This window comes from Ruegeria sp. CDSA241 (assembly GCF_059611265.1).
The window spans coordinates 1-17552 of record NZ_JBXWPF010000031.1; the positions used below are offsets into that span (position 1 = coordinate 1).

General features: G+C 53.8%; 16 protein-coding genes. 12 read left to right on the top strand and 4 right to left on the bottom strand.

What is annotated here, in order from left to right; genetic code table 11:
- Positions 1-194: 194 nt before the first annotated feature.
- A complete protein-coding gene (locus AC2FJV_RS19680; RefSeq protein ID WP_496690570.1) occupies positions 195-413 on the bottom strand; it encodes a GDCCVxC domain-containing (seleno)protein in 219 nt (72 codons plus the stop codon).
- Between the two features lie 1162 nt (positions 414-1575).
- Here AC2FJV_RS19680 and AC2FJV_RS19685 point away from each other — a divergent pair.
- The 7 genes from AC2FJV_RS19685 (at position 1576) to AC2FJV_RS19715 (ending at position 10737) form a co-directional block, all read left to right on the top strand.
- Entirely contained in the window at positions 1576-2022 is a 447-nt protein-coding gene (locus tag AC2FJV_RS19685; protein WP_496690569.1) for a universal stress protein, read from the top strand.
- 255 nt (positions 2023-2277) lie between these two features.
- Positions 2278-3063, top strand: a complete 786-nt coding sequence (locus AC2FJV_RS19690; protein ID WP_496690568.1) for a formate/nitrite transporter family protein — start codon at positions 2278-2280, stop codon at positions 3061-3063.
- 244 nt (positions 3064-3307) lie between these two features.
- Positions 3308-3685 carry a SnoaL-like domain-containing protein gene (locus AC2FJV_RS19695; RefSeq protein ID WP_496690567.1) on the top strand — a complete coding sequence of 126 codons (378 nt, stop codon included), beginning with the start codon at positions 3308-3310 and terminating at the stop codon, positions 3683-3685.
- A gap of 346 nt (positions 3686-4031) precedes the next feature.
- Complete coding sequence (locus AC2FJV_RS19700) at positions 4032-5027, top strand: HlyD family secretion protein (RefSeq protein WP_496714446.1); 996 nt, start codon at positions 4032-4034, stop codon at positions 5025-5027.
- Positions 5024-7720: a ribosome-associated ATPase/putative transporter RbbA gene (gene rbbA / locus AC2FJV_RS19705; RefSeq protein WP_496714448.1), complete on the top strand. Its 2697-nt coding sequence runs from the start codon at positions 5024-5026 to the stop codon at positions 7718-7720. The genes AC2FJV_RS19700 and rbbA overlap by 4 nt, the downstream gene beginning before the upstream one ends.
- On the top strand, positions 7721-8845 hold the full coding sequence (locus AC2FJV_RS19710) for an ABC transporter permease (RefSeq protein ID WP_496693696.1): 1125 nt from the start codon (positions 7721-7723) through the stop codon (positions 8843-8845).
- Positions 8846-9162: 317 nt separating this feature from the next.
- Positions 9163-10737 (top strand): trypsin-like peptidase domain-containing protein, encoded by a 1575-nt coding sequence (locus AC2FJV_RS19715; protein WP_281995025.1) that lies wholly within the window; start codon positions 9163-9165, stop codon positions 10735-10737.
- 9 nt (positions 10738-10746) lie between these two features.
- Here AC2FJV_RS19715 and AC2FJV_RS19720 read toward each other — a convergent pair whose 3' ends face one another.
- Together AC2FJV_RS19720 and AC2FJV_RS19725 are read right to left on the bottom strand one after the other, a co-directional pair.
- Positions 10747-12363 (bottom strand): MFS transporter, encoded by a 1617-nt coding sequence (locus AC2FJV_RS19720; RefSeq protein WP_281973016.1) that lies wholly within the window; start codon positions 12361-12363, stop codon positions 10747-10749.
- A 48-nt stretch (positions 12364-12411) separates the two neighbouring features.
- Complete coding sequence (locus tag AC2FJV_RS19725) at positions 12412-13632, bottom strand: APC family permease (protein ID WP_281973017.1); 1221 nt, start codon at positions 13630-13632, stop codon at positions 12412-12414.
- A 156-nt stretch (positions 13633-13788) separates the two neighbouring features.
- On the opposite strand from AC2FJV_RS19725, the gene AC2FJV_RS19730 reads away from it, so the two are divergent.
- The 4 genes from AC2FJV_RS19730 (at position 13789) to AC2FJV_RS19745 (ending at position 15488) form a co-directional block, all read left to right on the top strand.
- A complete protein-coding gene (locus tag AC2FJV_RS19730; RefSeq protein ID WP_142636020.1) occupies positions 13789-14004 on the top strand; it encodes a hypothetical protein in 216 nt (71 codons plus the stop codon).
- 31 nt (positions 14005-14035) lie between these two features.
- Complete coding sequence (locus AC2FJV_RS19735) at positions 14036-14443, top strand: c-type cytochrome (RefSeq protein ID WP_142636019.1); 408 nt, start codon at positions 14036-14038, stop codon at positions 14441-14443.
- Between the two features lie 133 nt (positions 14444-14576).
- Positions 14577-15020, top strand: coding sequence for a phasin family protein (locus tag AC2FJV_RS19740; RefSeq protein ID WP_496714450.1), 444 nt, complete (start codon positions 14577-14579; stop codon positions 15018-15020).
- A gap of 78 nt (positions 15021-15098) precedes the next feature.
- On the top strand, positions 15099-15488 hold the full coding sequence (locus tag AC2FJV_RS19745) for a universal stress protein (RefSeq protein ID WP_496714452.1): 390 nt from the start codon (positions 15099-15101) through the stop codon (positions 15486-15488).
- A 228-nt stretch (positions 15489-15716) separates the two neighbouring features.
- Here AC2FJV_RS19745 and AC2FJV_RS19750 read toward each other — a convergent pair whose 3' ends face one another.
- The gene (locus AC2FJV_RS19750) at positions 15717-16238 is read right to left on the bottom strand and encodes a GNAT family N-acetyltransferase (RefSeq protein ID WP_496693691.1); all 522 of its coding nucleotides are present in this window, start codon (positions 16236-16238) and stop codon (positions 15717-15719) included.
- A 348-nt stretch (positions 16239-16586) separates the two neighbouring features.
- Here AC2FJV_RS19750 and AC2FJV_RS19755 point away from each other — a divergent pair, with 348 nt between their 5' ends.
- Positions 16587-17270: an IS6 family transposase gene (locus tag AC2FJV_RS19755; RefSeq protein WP_496690558.1), complete on the top strand. Its 684-nt coding sequence runs from the start codon at positions 16587-16589 to the stop codon at positions 17268-17270.
- Positions 17271-17552: the final 282 nt, after the last annotated feature.

Sequence of the window (17552 nt, forward strand, 5' to 3'; positions counted from 1 at the left end):
CTCTTGTTTGCCATTCTAGGTCCTCCGTTTCCTATACATAACGGGGGACCAGTTCAGTTGGGGAGGCTCAGCACTGGCGCAGAGTTGTGCGAGTTTGATGGTCGCGATGCGCAGAAACCAGACTTTGCAAACTTTGGCCGACGAGCCAATGCGGACAATCAACACCTTTCTCGGATGTTGCGGTTGCGGCCCGCTTATCCACAACAGCAGTCACCTGACTGAATTGGCGGGCACGGGACAGTTGCGTAGGAACAAAAAACACAGCAATCGCCTTCTAACGGTTTCAAGACTGCCTTGCATGATTTGCATTCATAAAACCACTGGCACGAGTCAGTTGGCATTTTCTCGGTTTCAACGTGCCCACACCGAGGGCAGGTCAAAGTGCTATCCAGCACCACAGTTTGTTTTGTCATTGTCTCACATCTGCATGATTAGATAATCGTTGATTTGAGCCTCATTGAACACGTTGACCCATGCCAACACGGTGATCGCAGTGCTTCCGGCAAGCCACCATTTCAGATTTGCCAACGTCCCGTTTCGATAGGCTACGAGCCAAGAAACCACGACCAGCGGGGGTGACCGCCGGCGTTGATCAGCTTCGTTTCGTAACCGGTTTCTCTGGCTACATCGTTGATAAATGCGCAATCTTAGCCGTTTAGCCTTCTACGGTTCCGTAGGCTCCAGACTCATTGATTTACAGCCAGAATAGGACTGTAGCAGCGAGAGCGATGGCCGAGAGGAATACCTTTGATCCCAATCAAAAGTGCCTGTCTTGCCAAGTTATTTGGGCGCGGGTGAGGCACCCATTGGCTGGCTTATGCGGTTTTGGAAAGCGCGAAAGCTACAGTTAACCAGAATGCACTGCGTATGGTCATTGCGCCGACCGTTCGCCATTCAAACGGCGTTCCACTAAGTGCCACTAGTATCAGAACAACGAACACCAATAGTGTAGATAAGCCAAGCAACCAGGCAATTCGTTGTGCCCAGATTGTGGATTTATAGAGCGCCAAAGCGCCTAGCAAATAGATAAATCCAGCCAGAAAATTGAACCAAAGCACGAATGGAACTGAATCTCCGACTGCAGCTCTGGCAGCAGCACCCCCAAACAGGGCTGTTCCTCCTGAGAAAATGGTCAGGAGACCAAAGAGTACTGCGGCTATCGTAACTGGGCGAACCCAAGGCGGAGAGGAAGGCATCGTTGTATTCCCCAGAAATAAGATTGAATCTCATGTCGTGGGCAATCTGCCAACCTTGCCAAACGAACTGAAACGCACGTCCCTAATAGCAATTCTTCTCGCCATTTCCCTTGATCTTTATCATTGGGCTTAACTTGATACCCTTTGAAAAAATGCAGCGTCTGCGCGAGGTTTTTCGCAATAATTATGCGCTGTTGCCCCTTTTGGGATGACCCGTTTGCAACTCCTAACATTCTTTAAAATTGGTTCAGTTACCGTGTATCTTCTAGAAATAGACGGACGACTACGTTCGAACCTGCAGTGAAAAGTGTTGATTTGAGTCAAAGTTAACTACTTCAAGCTCGCCCATACTAACCCCTCACTAAGGAGGGAGTGCAACATGTTCAAAAAGATCGTAGTTGGCTTGGATGGATCTGAGGCGTCAGAAGCAGCTCTGCGCGTTGCCTGTGATATTTCAAGCAAATATGGCTCCCAAATTCACCTTGTTCATACACCTCAGCCCCAAACCGTGGCGTTCGCAATGGGCGCATTGGCTGGCTATCACGCCGTCACGACAATGCCTTCAGACGAAGAGGTGCATCAGGCAGCAACCAAGATTATTTCCGCTGGTAGAGAGATTGTCGAAGAGTACAATCAGACGGTTTCGCAAACGCATACCCAACGCGGAGATCCCGTCGACCAGATCATCGCATGTGCCGAGCAATGCAAAGCTGACCTGATTGTGACGGGTCGCCGTGGATTGGGAAGCATTGGGAGCCTAATTCAAGGGAGCACCTCTCTAGGCATCAGTCAGAATGCCACTTGTGCTGTTCTAACCGTTGCCTGATTTTCAAACTTGGCCCCAATCGGCGCTAAACGATGAGGATCGAAAAGTTCTGCGTTGAGATCTCGCGAAAGCGGAAGCTGAAGTAGATCTCATGGGTACCTATGGCCATGACCGCGCGCCAAACTGTGTTAAGAGGAACTATCCGAACTCAGAGGGAACAGATAGGCTTCCGGTTTTATTTGCGCGTTAGTTCAAGGTCAGAAGACAGGATTAAACTTCCTGCTACGTAAACTCGTGCCAACTCTGGAGCGCCACATGAACCCCCCGGCCCTGTTCGATGCTCATAAACCCGCTGAAATTGCAACGTTAGTTGAGACTGCCGGGGTCGCAAAGGCAAAGCTGCCACTAGCACCCATGTTCGTTCTTGCGATGCTGGCTGGAGCATTCATAGGGTTTGGCGCAGCGGCCTATACGATGGCGGTCACGGGGGCAGACAGCGCTTCGGGGCCGATCCGCGTTCTGGGAGGAGCAGTGTTTTCCCTGGGCCTTATCCTGGTGATCGCAGGTGGTGCAGAATTGTTCACCGGAAATGTTTTGATGGTGATCGCAGCGGTCGATCGCAAGATACCGCTGCGGCTGCTGTTCCGAAGTTGGGGCATCGTCTACGTTGGTAACTTCGTGGGTGCCGTTGGGCTTGCATTGGCCTTCGCCCTGACCGGCTTGCTCGAGGGGCCGATGGGTAGCACTGCCATAATGGTAGCCGATGCCAAAGCGGGGTTGGAACCGATGGAGGCTTTCGCCCGCGGCGCATTGTGCAACGGGCTGGTCTGCCTTGCCGTATGGCTGTCCTTCGCCGCCCGGAGCGTCGCCGGAAAAATTCTAGCGGTCCTGTGGCCCGTCTCTGCATTTGTGTTGCTGGGGCTCGAGCATTCGATTGCCAACATGTATTTCTTCCCGCAGGGCTGGGCAGCGGGAGCAACTGTGCCGGTTTTCGCAGCGGCGGCCAATCTGCTATGGGTCACACTGGGTAACATTGTCGGCGGGGCGGGAGGAGTTGCCTTGGCCTATTGGTTTGCTTATCTTGGCGGAACAAATCGGTAAGATCCGCTTCTTCGATTTCAGCACCCGCCGGAGAGAAATGATCGGAAACAGTTGGTTCTGAAGGCGTTGTCTAATAGCGCACTGGCTGAAGACGGCGCCGGGAATTGGGCCGCTCATTTCCACTGTGCAAGTCGTCCTCACGATCCTGATCTAAATCCTTCGCGAACATCTAGTTTTATTGATCCCTGTCAAGATTGGCAAAGGTACGATGTGATACAGTTGAGGCTGAAATTGGGGGGCTATCATGGAAGAATTAGTCGAGATTGGACGAACATTCGTTCAGGCAATGCGTGATCGCAGAGGTCTTGCAAACGTTGGTGAAATGTATGCCGAAAACGCTCAATCTATTGAGGCGGTTGTGCCTCCGGTTCGACAGTTTCGCATCACCAAGGGCCGGGATGCTATAAAGGGAAAAAGAGAGGACTGGCTGGCAGCTCATGAAATCGTCGAATTCGACGTGGATGGCCCCTATGTTCATCCCCCAAACCGCTTCGGTGTTCGATATAAGGTTAACGTAACGCAGAAGGCTACAGGGCAACACATGACCTTGTGCGAGATCGCAGTTTATTCGGTAGCAGATGGGAAAATTGTACTTGAAGAGTTCTTCATGTTGCCGAAGTAGGAACGACAGCCAGCAACGCTGACGCAGTGTTTGTTTTATCTGAACGTTGGAAGCGTGACTCGTAAGAGCTTTGACACGACAGATGGACAACTGGGCATTTATTTCGACTTCGGGATGCTTGCCCTTGCGCATCATTGCGACCAATTTGGCGCAGCCGTCATAGAGAGTCACAACCCGAAAGCCTCATTGGGCCGTGGATGTGGGCCAACAACCAGACCTGTGCCTCAATTTCGTACCCGATAAGCACTTGGACAATCATCAGATAGAACCTGTTTGATCCAACTCAAGGCATCACTTCGAGAGCGAGCTAAATTAAAATAGAAAATTAACTAATGTGCGCGGGGCCATGAAAAAGAACGTACGCGCAATTCTGATCGCCATAGCGCTCCTACTTGCAGGTGCAGCTGTTTATTTTTTCGTCGCAGAAGACAGTGATGAATTGCCGGCTGGGTTTGTACAGGGCAATGGGCGGATCGAGGCTGAACAAGTAGAAATCGCTCCAACCTTTGCCGGGCGTGTTGCTCGGGTCATGGCAGCAGAGGGCAGCCTGGTTGCTTCGGGTGAACTGCTGGTTGAAATGGATACAGATGAATTATCTGCAGCCCTTGACCGTGCCAGTGCCCAGGTTGCGCTGGCGCGCCAAACCAAGGCCGAAGCCGAAGCCGTGGTCATCCAGCGAGAAAGCCAGCAGCGTCGCGCTTCGCAGGAGCTTGACCGGGCAAAGGCGTTGCTGGCCGGTCAGAATATCTCGATGACTGTCTTTGAGGATCGTGAAACCGCGTTTCAGGTTGCGGATGCCGTGCTGGGCGCGGCCAAGGCCCGGGTTGCAACGGCGGATAGCCAGATTGCCGCCGCAGAAGCCGAGGTGCGCCGGATTGCGGCACAAATAGAGGATGGTTCCCTCATCGCTCCCATGCCGGGGCGTATTCTGTATCGACTGGCCGAGCCCGGTGAGGTCGTTGGAGCGGGCGAACCGATCTTGACGTTACTCAGTTTGGAAAACGTCTATATGGAGGTCTTCCTGCCTGCACGCGAAGCGGGGCTATTGCCCATCGGTGCCGAGGCGCGCATCGTGCTTGATGCGTTGCCGGAATTTGCCATCCCAGCAACCGTAACCTTCGTCTCTCCCGAAGCTCAATTCACTCCCAAGCAGGTAGAAACTTTGAGCGAACGGGAGCAGCTGGTGTTTCGCGTTCGGGTTCGCATTCCCAGGGATTTGGTTACGGCGCGGATTGAGCATGTGAAGACCGGCCTTCGCGGCATTGCAGTGATCCGACTTACTTCCGATGGCGCGTGGCCAGATGATCTGGATAGACGAATTCCACCCGAGCTGTTCGAATGAGCGCCGAGGGGGGCTCATCGGGTTTCTGCATCAACGGTGTCACACACACGTACCGACAGCATGTTGCGTTGGATAACCTTTCGCTGGTTCTGCCAACTGGCCAGCTTATCGGATTGATCGGGCCAGACGGGGTTGGCAAGTCAACGCTGCTGGGATTGATTACCGGCGCAAAGCAACTTCAGTCCGGGGAAATTGATGTTCTCGGGGGATCAATAGGTGACCGCGCGCACCGTCACCGCGTGTGCCCGGCGATCGCATTTATGCCGCAGGGGTTGGGCCGCAACTTATACGCGGAACTGTCTGTGCGTGAGAATCTCGAGTTCTTTTCACGTCTTTTCGGACAGGGGCAACAGGAGCGTGAAATCAGGATCGCGGCCTTGCTGTCAGCGACCGGACTTGCGCCCTTTTCGGACCGGCTTATGGGCAAACTTTCGGGCGGAATGAAGCAGAAACTTGGACTGTGTTGTGCGCTGATCCACGACCCTAAGTTTCTGGTACTGGACGAACCGACGACCGGAATTGATCCCCTGTCGCGGCGCCAATTCTGGGCGCTGATAGACGCGGTCCGAGAAGAAACGCCCGGTCTCTCCATACTGGTTTCAACGGCCTATATGGAGGAAGCCGAACAATTCGATTTTATCGTAGCGATGGATGCCGGTCGGGTGATATTTCACGGCCCCCCTGCCAAGCTGAAGGGTAAAGCCCGGGATCTTGAAACATCTTACAGGCAGCTACAGGCACGAGGGGAACCCCGGTTTGTGTCGAACAAGGTACCTATGCACCATCAAGGCGCAGACGCGGTAATCACGGCGCGTGGGTTGACCCGGCGCTTTGGCAATTTTACTGCCGTCGACGATGTCGAATTCTCGATCCACCGAGGCGAAATCTTTGGCTTCCTCGGATCAAACGGCTGCGGCAAGTCAACCACCATGAAAATGCTGACAGGTCTTCTGCCAGCAAGTGAGGGAGAGGCGCTGCTGTTCGGCAGACCGGTGGATGCGCGCGATCTTAGGATGCGCCGCGAGATCGGGTATATGAGCCAGGCATTCTCGCTTTATGGTGAGCTGACCGTTCAACAAAACCTCCAGTTGCACGCCCGCATCTTTGCGATCAAAGATCGTGTAGAACGCATTGATGAATTGGCCGAACGTTTTGGCCTTAAGGCACATATGGGCACGCTGGCGTCGGCGCTTCCGCTGGGTATCAAGCAGCGTCTTTCCCTTGCCGTCGCCGTGATCCACCGGCCTCGGGTGTTGATCCTGGATGAGCCAACCTCGGGCGTGGACCCCGAGGCGCGCGACTCGTTTTGGGCGCTGTTAATCGAGCTGTCGCGAGACGATGATGTAACGATTTTCGTCTCGACACATTTCATGACCGAAGCAGAGCGCTGTGATCGCGTTTCTTTCATGCATGCAGGCCGGGTATTAGCTGAAGGTACACCAGATGAGTTGAACGCAACGGCGCAGTCGGACAGTCTGGAAGGTGCGTTCATCTCTGTCCTGGAGGCCGTCGAGCCGCCTGAGCCGGTAGCAGCACCCAAAATTTCGGTTGATGCTGTCAACCCGGGCGCTGCCGGAAGTATCGGGCGCATACTGGCCTATGCACGGCGCGAAACAACCGAGGTTCTGCGCGATCGCGTCCGTTTGGCTTTTGCTTTCCTTGGCTCGGTGATCCTGATGTTGGTCTTTTGCTATGGGATCACTTTGGACATAGAAGACCTGGATTTCGCGGTGCTCGACCTGTCTCAAACGCCTGAGAGTCGTACCTATATCGCCGAGATTTCTGGTTCGCGCTATTTCAACCCCACGGTGCCTCTGGCCAGTTTTGAAGACGGCCGCGAGCGGTTGGCCAAAGGAGACATCTCGTTGGTTGTCGAACTCCCACCCGATTTTGGTCGCAAGTTGCGCGCCGGCGAGCCAACTGAAGTCTTGGCAATTGTGGACGGTGCGATACCGTTCAAGGGTGAGACAATAGAGGGCTATGTGGCCGGGCTTCACAGTACGTTTCTGGAAGTACTGGCCCGCCAAAGTGGCGAGCAGTCGGTCGAAATCGCTCGCATCGAACCGCGCTTCCGATACAATCAAAGCTTTGAAAGTATCGCTGCAATGGCCCCTGCCATGCCTGCGATCCTGTTGATAATGCTGCCGGCCGTTTTGATGGCTGTTAGTGTCGCGCGGGAGAAAGAGTTGGGCACGATCACCAATTTCTACGCAACGCCAACGACGCGGCTCGAATTTCTGGTTGGCAAACAGATCCCCTATATCGCGATAGCGTTCGTCAATTTCCTACTTTTGGCAGCGATGACGATCTTCATTTTTGGCGTGCCCCTAAAAGGAAATCCGGTGCCGCTTGCAATTGGTGCTTTCCTATATGTTTGGGCAACCACATCTTATGGACTGCTTATTGCGACCATAACGTCGAGCCAGGTAGCCGCAACTTTTGCCACCGCTATCGCGTCGGTGGTGCCGACCATTCAATTCTCCGGGCTGCTACAACCGATCTCGACGTTGGAAGGCGGCGCTCAGACGATTGGATCGCTTTGGCCTTCTTCCTATTTCCTGCATCTAAACGTCGGCGCGTTCACCAAAGGTCTTAGCTGGGATGCACTTGCCCCCGACCTTTTGGCCCTTGCCTGTTTCGGGCCCGCGCTAACCTTGATCGCTGCACTGTTACTCCGAGCGCAGGAGAAGTGAATGCAACGATTGTCCCGCATATTCTGGCTTGGTTTGAAAGAAATGATGAGCCTTCGGCGCGACTGGGTGATGATGGCGCTGCTTGTCTGGTCATTCACGCTGGCGCCCGTAATGGAGGCAACGGGCGTTTCAAACTCGGTCAACAATGCATCCATTGCATTTGCCGACGAGGATGGCTCGCCTCTTTCACGCTCGCTTGCCTCAGCGTTTTTTCCGCCTGAATTCCAACCCGTTGTCCAGATCGCACCGGGCACCGGGGCCGAAAAGATGGATGCAGGGCATTTCCTGTTCGTAGTCGCAGTGCCACCAGGGTTCGAGAAAGATGTTCGAGCCAGGCGCGCGCCAGAAATTCAGGTTTTGATCGATGCGACAGCGATGGAGCAGGCCGGAATTGGAGCGAACTACATCATCAATATCTTGAGCGCCGAGATCCGGCGCTTTGCCGTCGGAGCAGAATTGTTAGACCCGCCGCCCATCGATATCATTGTGCGCAGCGCATTTAATCCAAATCGCGACACTGTTCGTTTCGCCGGTATCGTCGCGTTGATCGGTCAGATCATGTGGCTGACCACAATCCTTACCGGTGCTGCCATGATCCGTGAGCGCGAGCATGGAACAATCGAACACCTGCTGGCGATGCCGCTTACTCCATTTGACATTGCGGTCGCCAAGATCTGGGCAAACGCGGCGGTGGTTCTGGTAGCGACCGCCCTATCGCTGACCTTTGTTATGCAAGACTTCCTGGGGATCAGCATCGCGGGATCGAAGGTGTTGTTTTTATTTGGCACAGTTCTCTTTCTCTTCACGGCGACGGCGCTTGGGGTGTTTCTTGCGACGATTGCGCGCTCAATGGCTCAATTCGCACTTTTGGTTATGCTGACGGTGCTTCCAATGTTGATGCTGTCAGGAGGAGAGACGCCAATCGAAGGGCAGCCCGGCTGGCTTCAGATTGGAACATCTATCCTCCCATCCCGTCACTACATGTCAGCCAGTCAGTCCATCATTTTCAAAGGTGCCGGGATCGAGACGGTCTGGGCAGAGTTTGTATGGATGGCGTGCTTGGGCGCGATCCTTCTGGCAACAAGTCTGCTGCTTTTTAGACGCTCGGTTGCACAAGAGACCTAAATAAGTTTTTGCACCTGAGCCAAACTAGGCGGCTGACAGAACACCCGCTTGCGTAAGATCAAGGTCACATCCAAGTAAGCAAATTTGAAGCGCACGCACGTTCACCATGATCGGGTCAACATGTACAGAAGGCCGGTCGGTCGGTGATTGGACCTCTCCTGATAGCATCACCTATTTGCAATTAACTCGACGGTAACAATTAACCGCCGGAGAACCGCTCCCGGGCATACTCTGAATGTGTGCTTTATTGCCAAACGTGGAAGTTTCGAGGTTGCCCATGATAGAGTGGGTATAGCGCTATTAAACAGAGATGGGCCATGCGGACACCGGACCAAGGCGACACAGGAGTTGATACAGGTAATGTCCGTGCATTCCTGGAGAGCTTGACCGGCCCGTCCCGCGGGACCGTAGTCTGGCTTGCCGACAACGCTGTGTCGGCCTCGGTCAGTCCGGACCGTACCTTGAGGCTGAGACCGAAAGAAGATGTGCCAGCTTATGACGAAGACATTGCGACTCTTCAGTGGTCAAATGACGGTTACACGTTAAACGCGTTGTCTGATCGGAATATCTGGGTCAACGGTCACAAGGTCGCTTCGGCTGACCTCAGGCACGGCGACATGATCGAATTCGGCGAAAAAGGCCCGATGTCCCGCTACAGGGTGTGCGACCACTCATTCCCTGCACATCGCACGGTCGAGGATATCCTAAGCGACGCGTACGCATATGCGAGAACAAGCCGTCAACCCTTTCCAAGAAAAATTTCCGGTGCACTGCGCGAAAGTGGGCGTCGGCTAACATCACAAACCACAATTCTCTTCAGGATCACCGTTATTGGCGCAATCCTTCTGATCGCCGTATTTGGGTATTTACTGTTTCAGAACGACAGGAAGCTGGCGGACAGCCTGGAACGAGAATCCCGTAAGATCGAAGCAGTTGCCGTTATGCTGGCACAGACCCGGGAAGACTCGTTGACGCCAGAGGATTTGGGTGCACTCAAAGACGCTTTCGAGAGTCAGGTGCTGTCCACTGAGCAGCGTCTTGGCACGCTGGAGGAACGCGCAGGCGCATCAACGCGGATTATCACAGCCTCTACGCGTTCCGTCGCGTTCGTCCAGGGCGCCTATGGATTGCGGCAGATCAAAAGCGGGAAATTGCTGCGGCATGTGGTTGGCCCCGATGGAGAGAAACTGCAAACGCCATTTGGACAACCGTGGCTCGAACCAGATGCGATGGGCGAGCCTGCTGAGTTTCAGTTTACCGGAACCGGGTTTCTTCTACAGGACCCGCCTCTGTTGGTGACCAACCGTCATGTCGCCTTGCCCTGGACCACTGGCGACCGTGCGCAAGCCCTTCAGGCCGCAGCGCTGGAGGCCGAGATGCTGAGTTTGCTGGTCTATTTGCCTGATCAAACTGTACCAATTAAGGCTGTCTTGCATAAAGCAAGCGAAACCGCAGATCTGGCGCTTCTCTCTATCGACGCCACACGCGTTCGGGGTCTTGGACTGTTACTTGCAGATGAGCCACCGCGAGCGGGAGAGGAAGTTTTCCTGCTTGGATATCCAACCGGCCTGAAGGCTCTTATCGCGCAGGCCGGTCCGGGCTTTCTGAAAACACTAGAGAATAAAGGCGCCGTGGATTTCTGGACAATTGCCACCCATCTTTCGGAACAAAATAAAATCCGCCCCCTGGCCAGCCGGGGAATCGTAGCCCAGACCAGTCCTGGCGCCATTGTTTATGATGCAGAGACCACAACTGGAGGAAGCGGGGGACCTGCGTTGAACCGAAACGGTAAGGTGGTTGCGATCAACGCCGCGATCTTACCCGAGTTTGGTGGTTCGAATATTGGCGTTCCGGTGTCGCACCTCAAGACACTTCTCAATGAAAGCGATTGATCCGCGTATTCATTCGCCTGTCCGATATGGTGAATTTTGCACAAGAAAAACCATAATCAGTGGGACTATGACAGAGATCAGGCCCACGGTAATCAGCAAATTCCCCAAGTGGCTATAGTCAGCGATGGATGCAACTGAACCGGTTCTGGGTTCGGTCACGACACGAGTCACGACAAATACCTGGTTTAGGTATTTCGTGCCCAAGCTACTTGCCGACAATGCCATGTTGGTGAAAGACGCCATGACAGCAAAAAAGGTCGCTTTGAGATGTGTCGGGGCGTTACGTGCGATCCAGGCCAGCATCGGGACCATCGCGATCTGACCCAGCGGTGACTCGACGGCTGTGTCGAGTATGGCGATGAATCTTGCATCCACAACCCCGCCTGTGTGCGCGGCCGTCCATTCATGCACTCCGTAGTACAAAGCAAGGTTAGGCAGGGCCAGCACTCCGGCGGCAATGGTGAGCAGTACCACCACCTGCGCGATGGAACGACTGGCCATAAACGGTCTGAGGATGATCAGGCCAAGCAGCGCTAGTAGTGAGGTCAGGAGCGCCAGAATTGCCAGAAACTGTTCGTCGAACCCAAGCTCGTCGATTTCGAACCAGGTCAATCCCGGACCAGGCAACGGGACCGCGCGAAAAACGAAAATGATTGTCGCCGTCCCGATCAGAACCTTGGCCTGTTTCGACTCCAGTTCCCTTAGCAGCCGTGACATGAGATAGAGAATGACCGTGAGCGAAACCGCAAAAACAGTCTCTTGCGCAAAGGCGAAATTTGCGGTTCCCAACACAACGCTGAGTACAACAAACGCGAGACCTCCCAGCAGTATTGGCCACCTTACTTCGGTGGCTTGATCCGGTTTGTGTGGAAGGTGCCCAAGACTAACGAGGCGACGCTGTATCAGAGCATGAAGAACCACTCCGCTGATCGACAGTAAGGGGACAACCAGAGCGACGAGATAGACCTGACCGTAGAGAACCAAACGATCGCTTTTATCCAGATCCTCCGCGCCCGAAAAAATCCAGATGTTAACCGCTGCGACTCCCGCAAACCCGGATATGATCGCAATCCTGCCCAGGGTCTGCATGGTAGTGTGGCGGGCACGAACTTCTTCATGCGTAAACGCGAACCCATCTTGGTTGGTTTGTGGTACCGCTTCGACCGTCATGGCATCTGCCACGACGTCCTGAATGGCATAACCAGAAGGTGCCAGGATCAAGGCAACGACATACCAATGCTCAAGCAGCATGACCCCGGCCATCTGGGCAGGCGCGGTCACAAGTCCATACATGATAAGCAACGAGGCCGTGATAAGAGACGCGCCAACCAATATCAGCAGCGATTTCCAACGCCAGAACAGATCCACCAGATGCCCAAGCGGCATTTTCAAAATCCAGGGCAATCCGGCCCAAAATGCCAAGCCCGCCACGAAAGCAGCAGATAGATTCAGATAGTCCTTGAGGAAAAACGCGCCAACGACGGATGTCAGTCCCGAAACTCCGGCCGCGAAGTACACCATTAACGGTGGCATGTAGGACCATTGTAATTGCGCGACCAGATCAACGAATGTCCGGTGCCACCAGTCAGAGAGCCGCCTTCCAAGTGTAGGTCGATCAGTGTTCATACGTCATTCGGATCCCGTTCTGGCAACCTAACGCCGTCGGATTTTCTCTCAAAGAAACCCGGCGCCAAAAAGCAGGGTGCTGGTCAGCACACCAAGGATTGGCACGACAAGAGGTACGTGGAAATGTTGTCGGGTTGAATCCGGTTTCAACTTCAAAAAGATCAGCGAGAAATTGACTAGCACAAACACCCCCAAGACGATCTGAGATGTGCGTTCTGCTAGGGTGCCGATCGGCAGTGTTTGGGTCAGTAGAAGGATTAGCGCCACAACCAGCAGGGTTGCGACGACTGGTGTCTGGGTTACCTGCGGGACACTCGCCAGTATTTTCGGCAGATGATCCCGGTCGGCAAGGCCGTAGATTACCCGCGACGCCATTATCATCTGGATCAGGACGCCATTGACTGTTGCAACGACTGCGACTGCGGCAAACCCCTGTTTGATTACTTCGGGTGCATTTGAAAAAACCAAAGCAAGCGGGGCAGTCGACGTCGACAAGGTATCGATAGGAACAACAAGCAGGACCGTAATTGAGGTCGCCAGATACAGACCCGTCGCCAGAACGAGCGTCAGGAGAATTGCCTTAGGAATTGTGCGAACTGGGTCTTTTACTTCTTCGGCGACGTTTGCCATGTCCTCGAATCCAACAAAGGCAAAGAAAGCCAGAAGCGACGCCGCGAAAATGCCCCGCCAAGCGTTGATCTCAAAACCTGGAATCGTCTCGCTGAAGGCATAGCCTTGCGGATCCTGCACGGACATGCCCCAGCCAATCACAAACAGGAGCCCCGAAATCTCGATGATCGTGATCACTGCCGCCACAAATACTGATTGCGCAATGCCCCAGAGTGCAATCAGTCCCATAACCGACACGATGCCGATCGTAAGCAACGTGGTGCCAAGGTTGGTCAGGGTGTGAAGATAGGAGGCCGCTCCAATCGCAACGGCCGAAGCCGATATCACTCCCGAAGCAGCGACGGCGAGACCCACCAACACGGCAATCCAGTTTCTTTGAAACCCCGCTTCGACGTATGCCGCTTCTCCCGCGCTTACGGGATAACGTGTCGCGAGTTCGGCGTACGACAAAGCCGTCAGCGAAACGACGAGCGCTGCAATGAGAAACGAAACAGCGGCGTAAGGACCAGCGACCTCAGCGGTAGCACCGACAAGCACATAGATTCCCGCACCAACGGTGACACCTAGTCCGTAAAGCGTAAGCAACGGGGCAGTAAGCGCGCGTCGGAGTTTAGGTGTCGGTGGATCGGCCGTATGCATTGGCTTCACTCCTCAATGAACAAACGCCTGTGTACCGAGCTACAGCGCGGTTAAGTACACCAGTCACTAACGAGGGGCTCGCCACCATTCATTCCGAGCCCCTGCGGTGGAATTTCCACGCTTTTGCAATTCCGCTTATCACCATGTTTGATTTGGATGCAGGCGATGAACGGCAATCCCGCTGAAACATTCATGCTTTACTATGTAATGTACCTTTTTGAATTGATCTATGTCATTGGTCGCCAAGAACCGACCAGCCAAGCGGAACCGACTGCAGTGTACTTACTTTCGTCGCAGTTTTTCCCAGCTGGTACTCAAAGGCTGAATATGAGCGAGATCAATGAAGCGTTCGCTCAATACCGCGTAGTCTAAACGCGAAATGCTGACGTTCGAGGAGGAACAGATGCCAGTTTATCGCGGACTTCTTTTGTCAATATTTGCTGCAAGTGCTGCACTGGCGCAGGATATTGACCTTCAAAACGGGCACAATCTCTACAGAACCTATTGCTGGCAATGCCATGGATTTGAGGCCACTGGGGATGGTCCAATGGCGGAGATGCTGGCAATAAGGACACCTGATCTGACCAGGCTTGCGGCCCAAAACGACGGCGTTTTTCCGATTGAGGAGGTGGCGCGTCAAATTGATGGTCGCGCACCATTGCTCGCGCATGGCGGAGAAATGCCCATTTTTGGACCAGCTTTGGATTCGGACCAAAAAGTTGCGCTGACCATGCCTGACGGCCAGCCGATGTTCGCAGGTGTGCCGTTGGCAAATGTGATCTATTATCTGGAGTCTATTCAAATCGAGTAGGTTGGTACAAATGCTGCCATTAGATTGTAGAGCACCACTGCCCACGTTTGTTGACGCCGGTTGATCTACATTAAGGTTATTTTCTACGGGATTTGGTAACATTCAGCATTGGGAAGATGAGGAGGAATCTCCGATGCGTGAAGAGAAGCCAAAATCAAGCTACTCCAATCCACTTGTTGATGTTTTCAAGCAGATGCAGCCGACTACTACGGCCAATCCGTTTTTAGGCGCTCAGCTTGAGCAATTCTGGGACACGCAGGAGAAATCACTGAAAGAGGCAGAGGCCTTTGCTCAACATTGGTTTGAGAGGCGCCACGAGGCTGTTCGAACCGCGCTAGAAGCTGCGCGCTCGGCGTCTACTGCAGACCCGACTGATCCGGCGAAAGCACTGCAATCCATAGCAGAGTGGCAGAAGCATTCAGCCGAACGCCTCGTGGCTGACGCTCAGGAATGGTTCGAAACTGTTGCCCGATGTGCAGCATTTGCGGCGGAAACCGAAGCTGTGGAAAAAACAATAGATGATGTTGCAAGCACAGCAAAGAAAGCGGGTAAGTCTTCGAAATCCGAACCGGTTTAGAGTGCCGTATCACCGCGGAGGCCGGAATGATCGTAGCTGGAGCGATCGAAGGTGACTAACATGTATTAGAACATTCTGATTCCAGTCGCGCTGGACAACGATCACGATACACAGGCCTCATTTGAAGCTGCTCGTTTGCTGGCGAGTGCCGATGCGGAATTCACAGTGCTCCATGTGCAGGAGCCGATCCCTGCATATGTGGCATCCCAGATACCTGAGGAAGTTCTGGCAAACACGCGAAAAGAGCTTCAGGAGGGCATACATCGGAACGCTGCAGAGCTACCGGGTGCGAAACCGCGGCTTATCTCGGGGAGCGCTGGCCGAGCGATCGTTGATTTCGCAAATGAAAAGGGCATCGATTGCATCGTGCTGGCCTCACACAAGCCGGGGATCGAGAACATTTTTATTGGGTCGACTGCGAACCGGGTCGTTCACCACGCCAATTGTTCTGTCCACGTGATCCGCTGAGTCGTTTTGAGGCAGGTGTCCAAGTCGAATGCTGGATGCCCAGCATGGGACACAAAGACGACGGAGTGAAATTGGCGTTGCGAGCACGCGCAGCGTGAAAATCGTATTCACGCTATGGGCTCTCAGCAGACATTCGAGAGTTCACAATGACGAGCGCCGATGTCTGCTATACGGGACAAACCAGACATTAAACAATCAATGCCCAATGTCTGGTTCTCGGTATTTGCGTCACTCGCGCCCTGAGGTGTCCCACCAATGCGCTTGCATGAACTGAGGGATCGCCATCGTCGTGCCGTTCAAGCACTCGACCGTTCCGGCTGTCAGCTCAAGGGCCATCCTTGCTTCATGCGCCGTCAACAGATCAGGATAAGGCGTCTGTTTGTCAGTTGGGGCAAAACCATACCGGGGGTAGAAGTCGGGGACGCCCAGCACGAACACAGCATCCGTTCCAATGGACTTCAGGTGTTCGATACTGGTTTCCATCAGCTCCTTGCCGACTCCATGGCCTTGATACACCGGCGACACGCCGCAAGGTGCGAGCAGGTAGCATTTTGTGTCCGGATGGTCCTGGAAGACGAACGGCGTAAACAGCAAGTTGCCTGCAATCTGCCCGTCCCGTTTGACACTGATCGAGATCGTGTCCGGGTGGCTGAGGAAGTCCTTGGCGAGTTGAGCGGTTACTTCGCCCTCTGTTTCTCCAAACGCCAGTCTGTGAACTTCCAGGATGGCATCGATTTCTGCGTGTTTCATGGTTCTTTCCTATCTTTGGTTTTTTTCGCGCACCCATCTCCCCCGCAACACGGGAGGCTCTGTTTCAGGTTCGCGAAGCAAATTTGCGTTGTCTGGTCTATTGAAAGCCTGGCTCTACACTTGTTCGTTCGGATGCCCCCACATGAGAGGCGCAGCATATGGGCCAGTCACACTGGATGTGGATTCCCCGATGCCGTCCAATGCCCTCGGAGTAAGTTCACGCGCGCACCAGCACTCAAGCGGCGCCTGCGTTCTTACAGGCGGCAATGGTTCCGTCGCAAACTTTGTCCTTACCTGTCAGGTCGAGTGCATTTCTGGTAGCGCGCTAGAACTTGACAGGAGCAGGCCGTGACGATCTCATTTAAGGGCGCACATTTTCCGAAAGACGTCATCTTGCACGCGGTCTTCTTCTACTTGCGCTACGTTGTTTCATACCGGAATTTGGGAGAAATCATGGCGGAACGTGGCGTTGATCTGGATCACGCAACGCCGAACCGCTGGGTTATTCGATACGCAGGCCTCATTGCTGAAGCAGCGCGGTACAGAAAGCGTCCCACAGACCGTTCGTGGCGCATGGATGAAACCTATGTGAAAGTGAAAGGCGAATGGGTTTATCTTTACCGAGCGATCGACAAACACGGCAAGACACTGGATTTCATGTTGTCTGAGCGCCGGAATAAAGCCGCTGCGACGAAGTTCTTCGCCCCCGCGCTTGAGGTGAACGGATTGCCACGCAAGATCGTCATCGACAAAAGTGGTGCCAATACAGCTGGCAGCAAAGCGATCAACAAGATGCTCAAGAGCTTTGGTTGTCCGATCCCAATCGATATGGTCAGGCGGAAATACCTCAACAACATCATTGAACAGGATCACCGATTTATCAAACGAAGGATCAGACCCATGCTGGGATTCAAATCCTTCGCTTCAACCGCATCTGTCCTGCCAGGCATAGAACTGGTCAACATGATCCGCAAAGGTCAATTCACGCCCGGACTCCGTCCGTTTCAGCAGTTCATCCAACTGGCGGGATAAACTGCTCGCCAAATCCACTGATGCTTTGCCATCTAAAAAGTTTGCGACAGAACCGAATTACACGCCTGCCGGTGACGCACTCTGAATTTGGGTGGCACTTGCCAACACAGAGTACGCACCGATACCAGACCAAGAATTATTGTTTGAAACATCCAAGGGTGGACAAAACCGCGCTCAGACCACCGAAACCAGCCACCTCCGACGTCGGTGGATTCCCAAACGAAGTGCAAATTCTGTATTAGAACAGATGTTTGCATGGAGGTTGCTGAATGGGAAGCTTTT

Bases quoted from the DNA above. Each gene is read 5' to 3' on its own strand.
- AC2FJV_RS19725 (WP_281973017.1), bottom strand. From the start codon at position 13,632: ATGCATACGGCCGATCCACCGACACCTAAACTCCGACGCGCGCTTACT.
- rbbA (WP_496714448.1), top strand. From the start codon at position 5,024: ATGAGCGCCGAGGGGGGCTCATCGGGTTTCTGCATCAACGGTGTCACA.
- AC2FJV_RS19695 (WP_496690567.1), top strand. From the start codon at position 3,308: ATGGAAGAATTAGTCGAGATTGGACGAACATTCGTTCAGGCAATGCGT.
- AC2FJV_RS19690 (WP_496690568.1), top strand. From the start codon at position 2,278: ATGAACCCCCCGGCCCTGTTCGATGCTCATAAACCCGCTGAAATTGCA.
- AC2FJV_RS19740 (WP_496714450.1), top strand. From the start codon at position 14,577: ATGCGTGAAGAGAAGCCAAAATCAAGCTACTCCAATCCACTTGTTGAT.
- AC2FJV_RS19750 (WP_496693691.1), bottom strand. From the start codon at position 16,238: ATGAAACACGCAGAAATCGATGCCATCCTGGAAGTTCACAGACTGGCG.
- AC2FJV_RS19710 (WP_496693696.1), top strand. From the start codon at position 7,721: ATGCAACGATTGTCCCGCATATTCTGGCTTGGTTTGAAAGAAATGATG.
- AC2FJV_RS19720 (WP_281973016.1), bottom strand. From the start codon at position 12,363: ATGAACACTGATCGACCTACACTTGGAAGGCGGCTCTCTGACTGGTGG.
- AC2FJV_RS19700 (WP_496714446.1), top strand. From the start codon at position 4,032: ATGAAAAAGAACGTACGCGCAATTCTGATCGCCATAGCGCTCCTACTT.
- AC2FJV_RS19685 (WP_496690569.1), top strand. From the start codon at position 1,576: ATGTTCAAAAAGATCGTAGTTGGCTTGGATGGATCTGAGGCGTCAGAA.
- AC2FJV_RS19680 (WP_496690570.1), bottom strand. From the start codon at position 413: ATGACAAAACAAACTGTGGTGCTGGATAGCACTTTGACCTGCCCTCGG.
- AC2FJV_RS19715 (WP_281995025.1), top strand. From the start codon at position 9,163: ATGCGGACACCGGACCAAGGCGACACAGGAGTTGATACAGGTAATGTC.
- AC2FJV_RS19735 (WP_142636019.1), top strand. From the start codon at position 14,036: ATGCCAGTTTATCGCGGACTTCTTTTGTCAATATTTGCTGCAAGTGCT.
- AC2FJV_RS19730 (WP_142636020.1), top strand. From the start codon at position 13,789: ATGCAGGCGATGAACGGCAATCCCGCTGAAACATTCATGCTTTACTAT.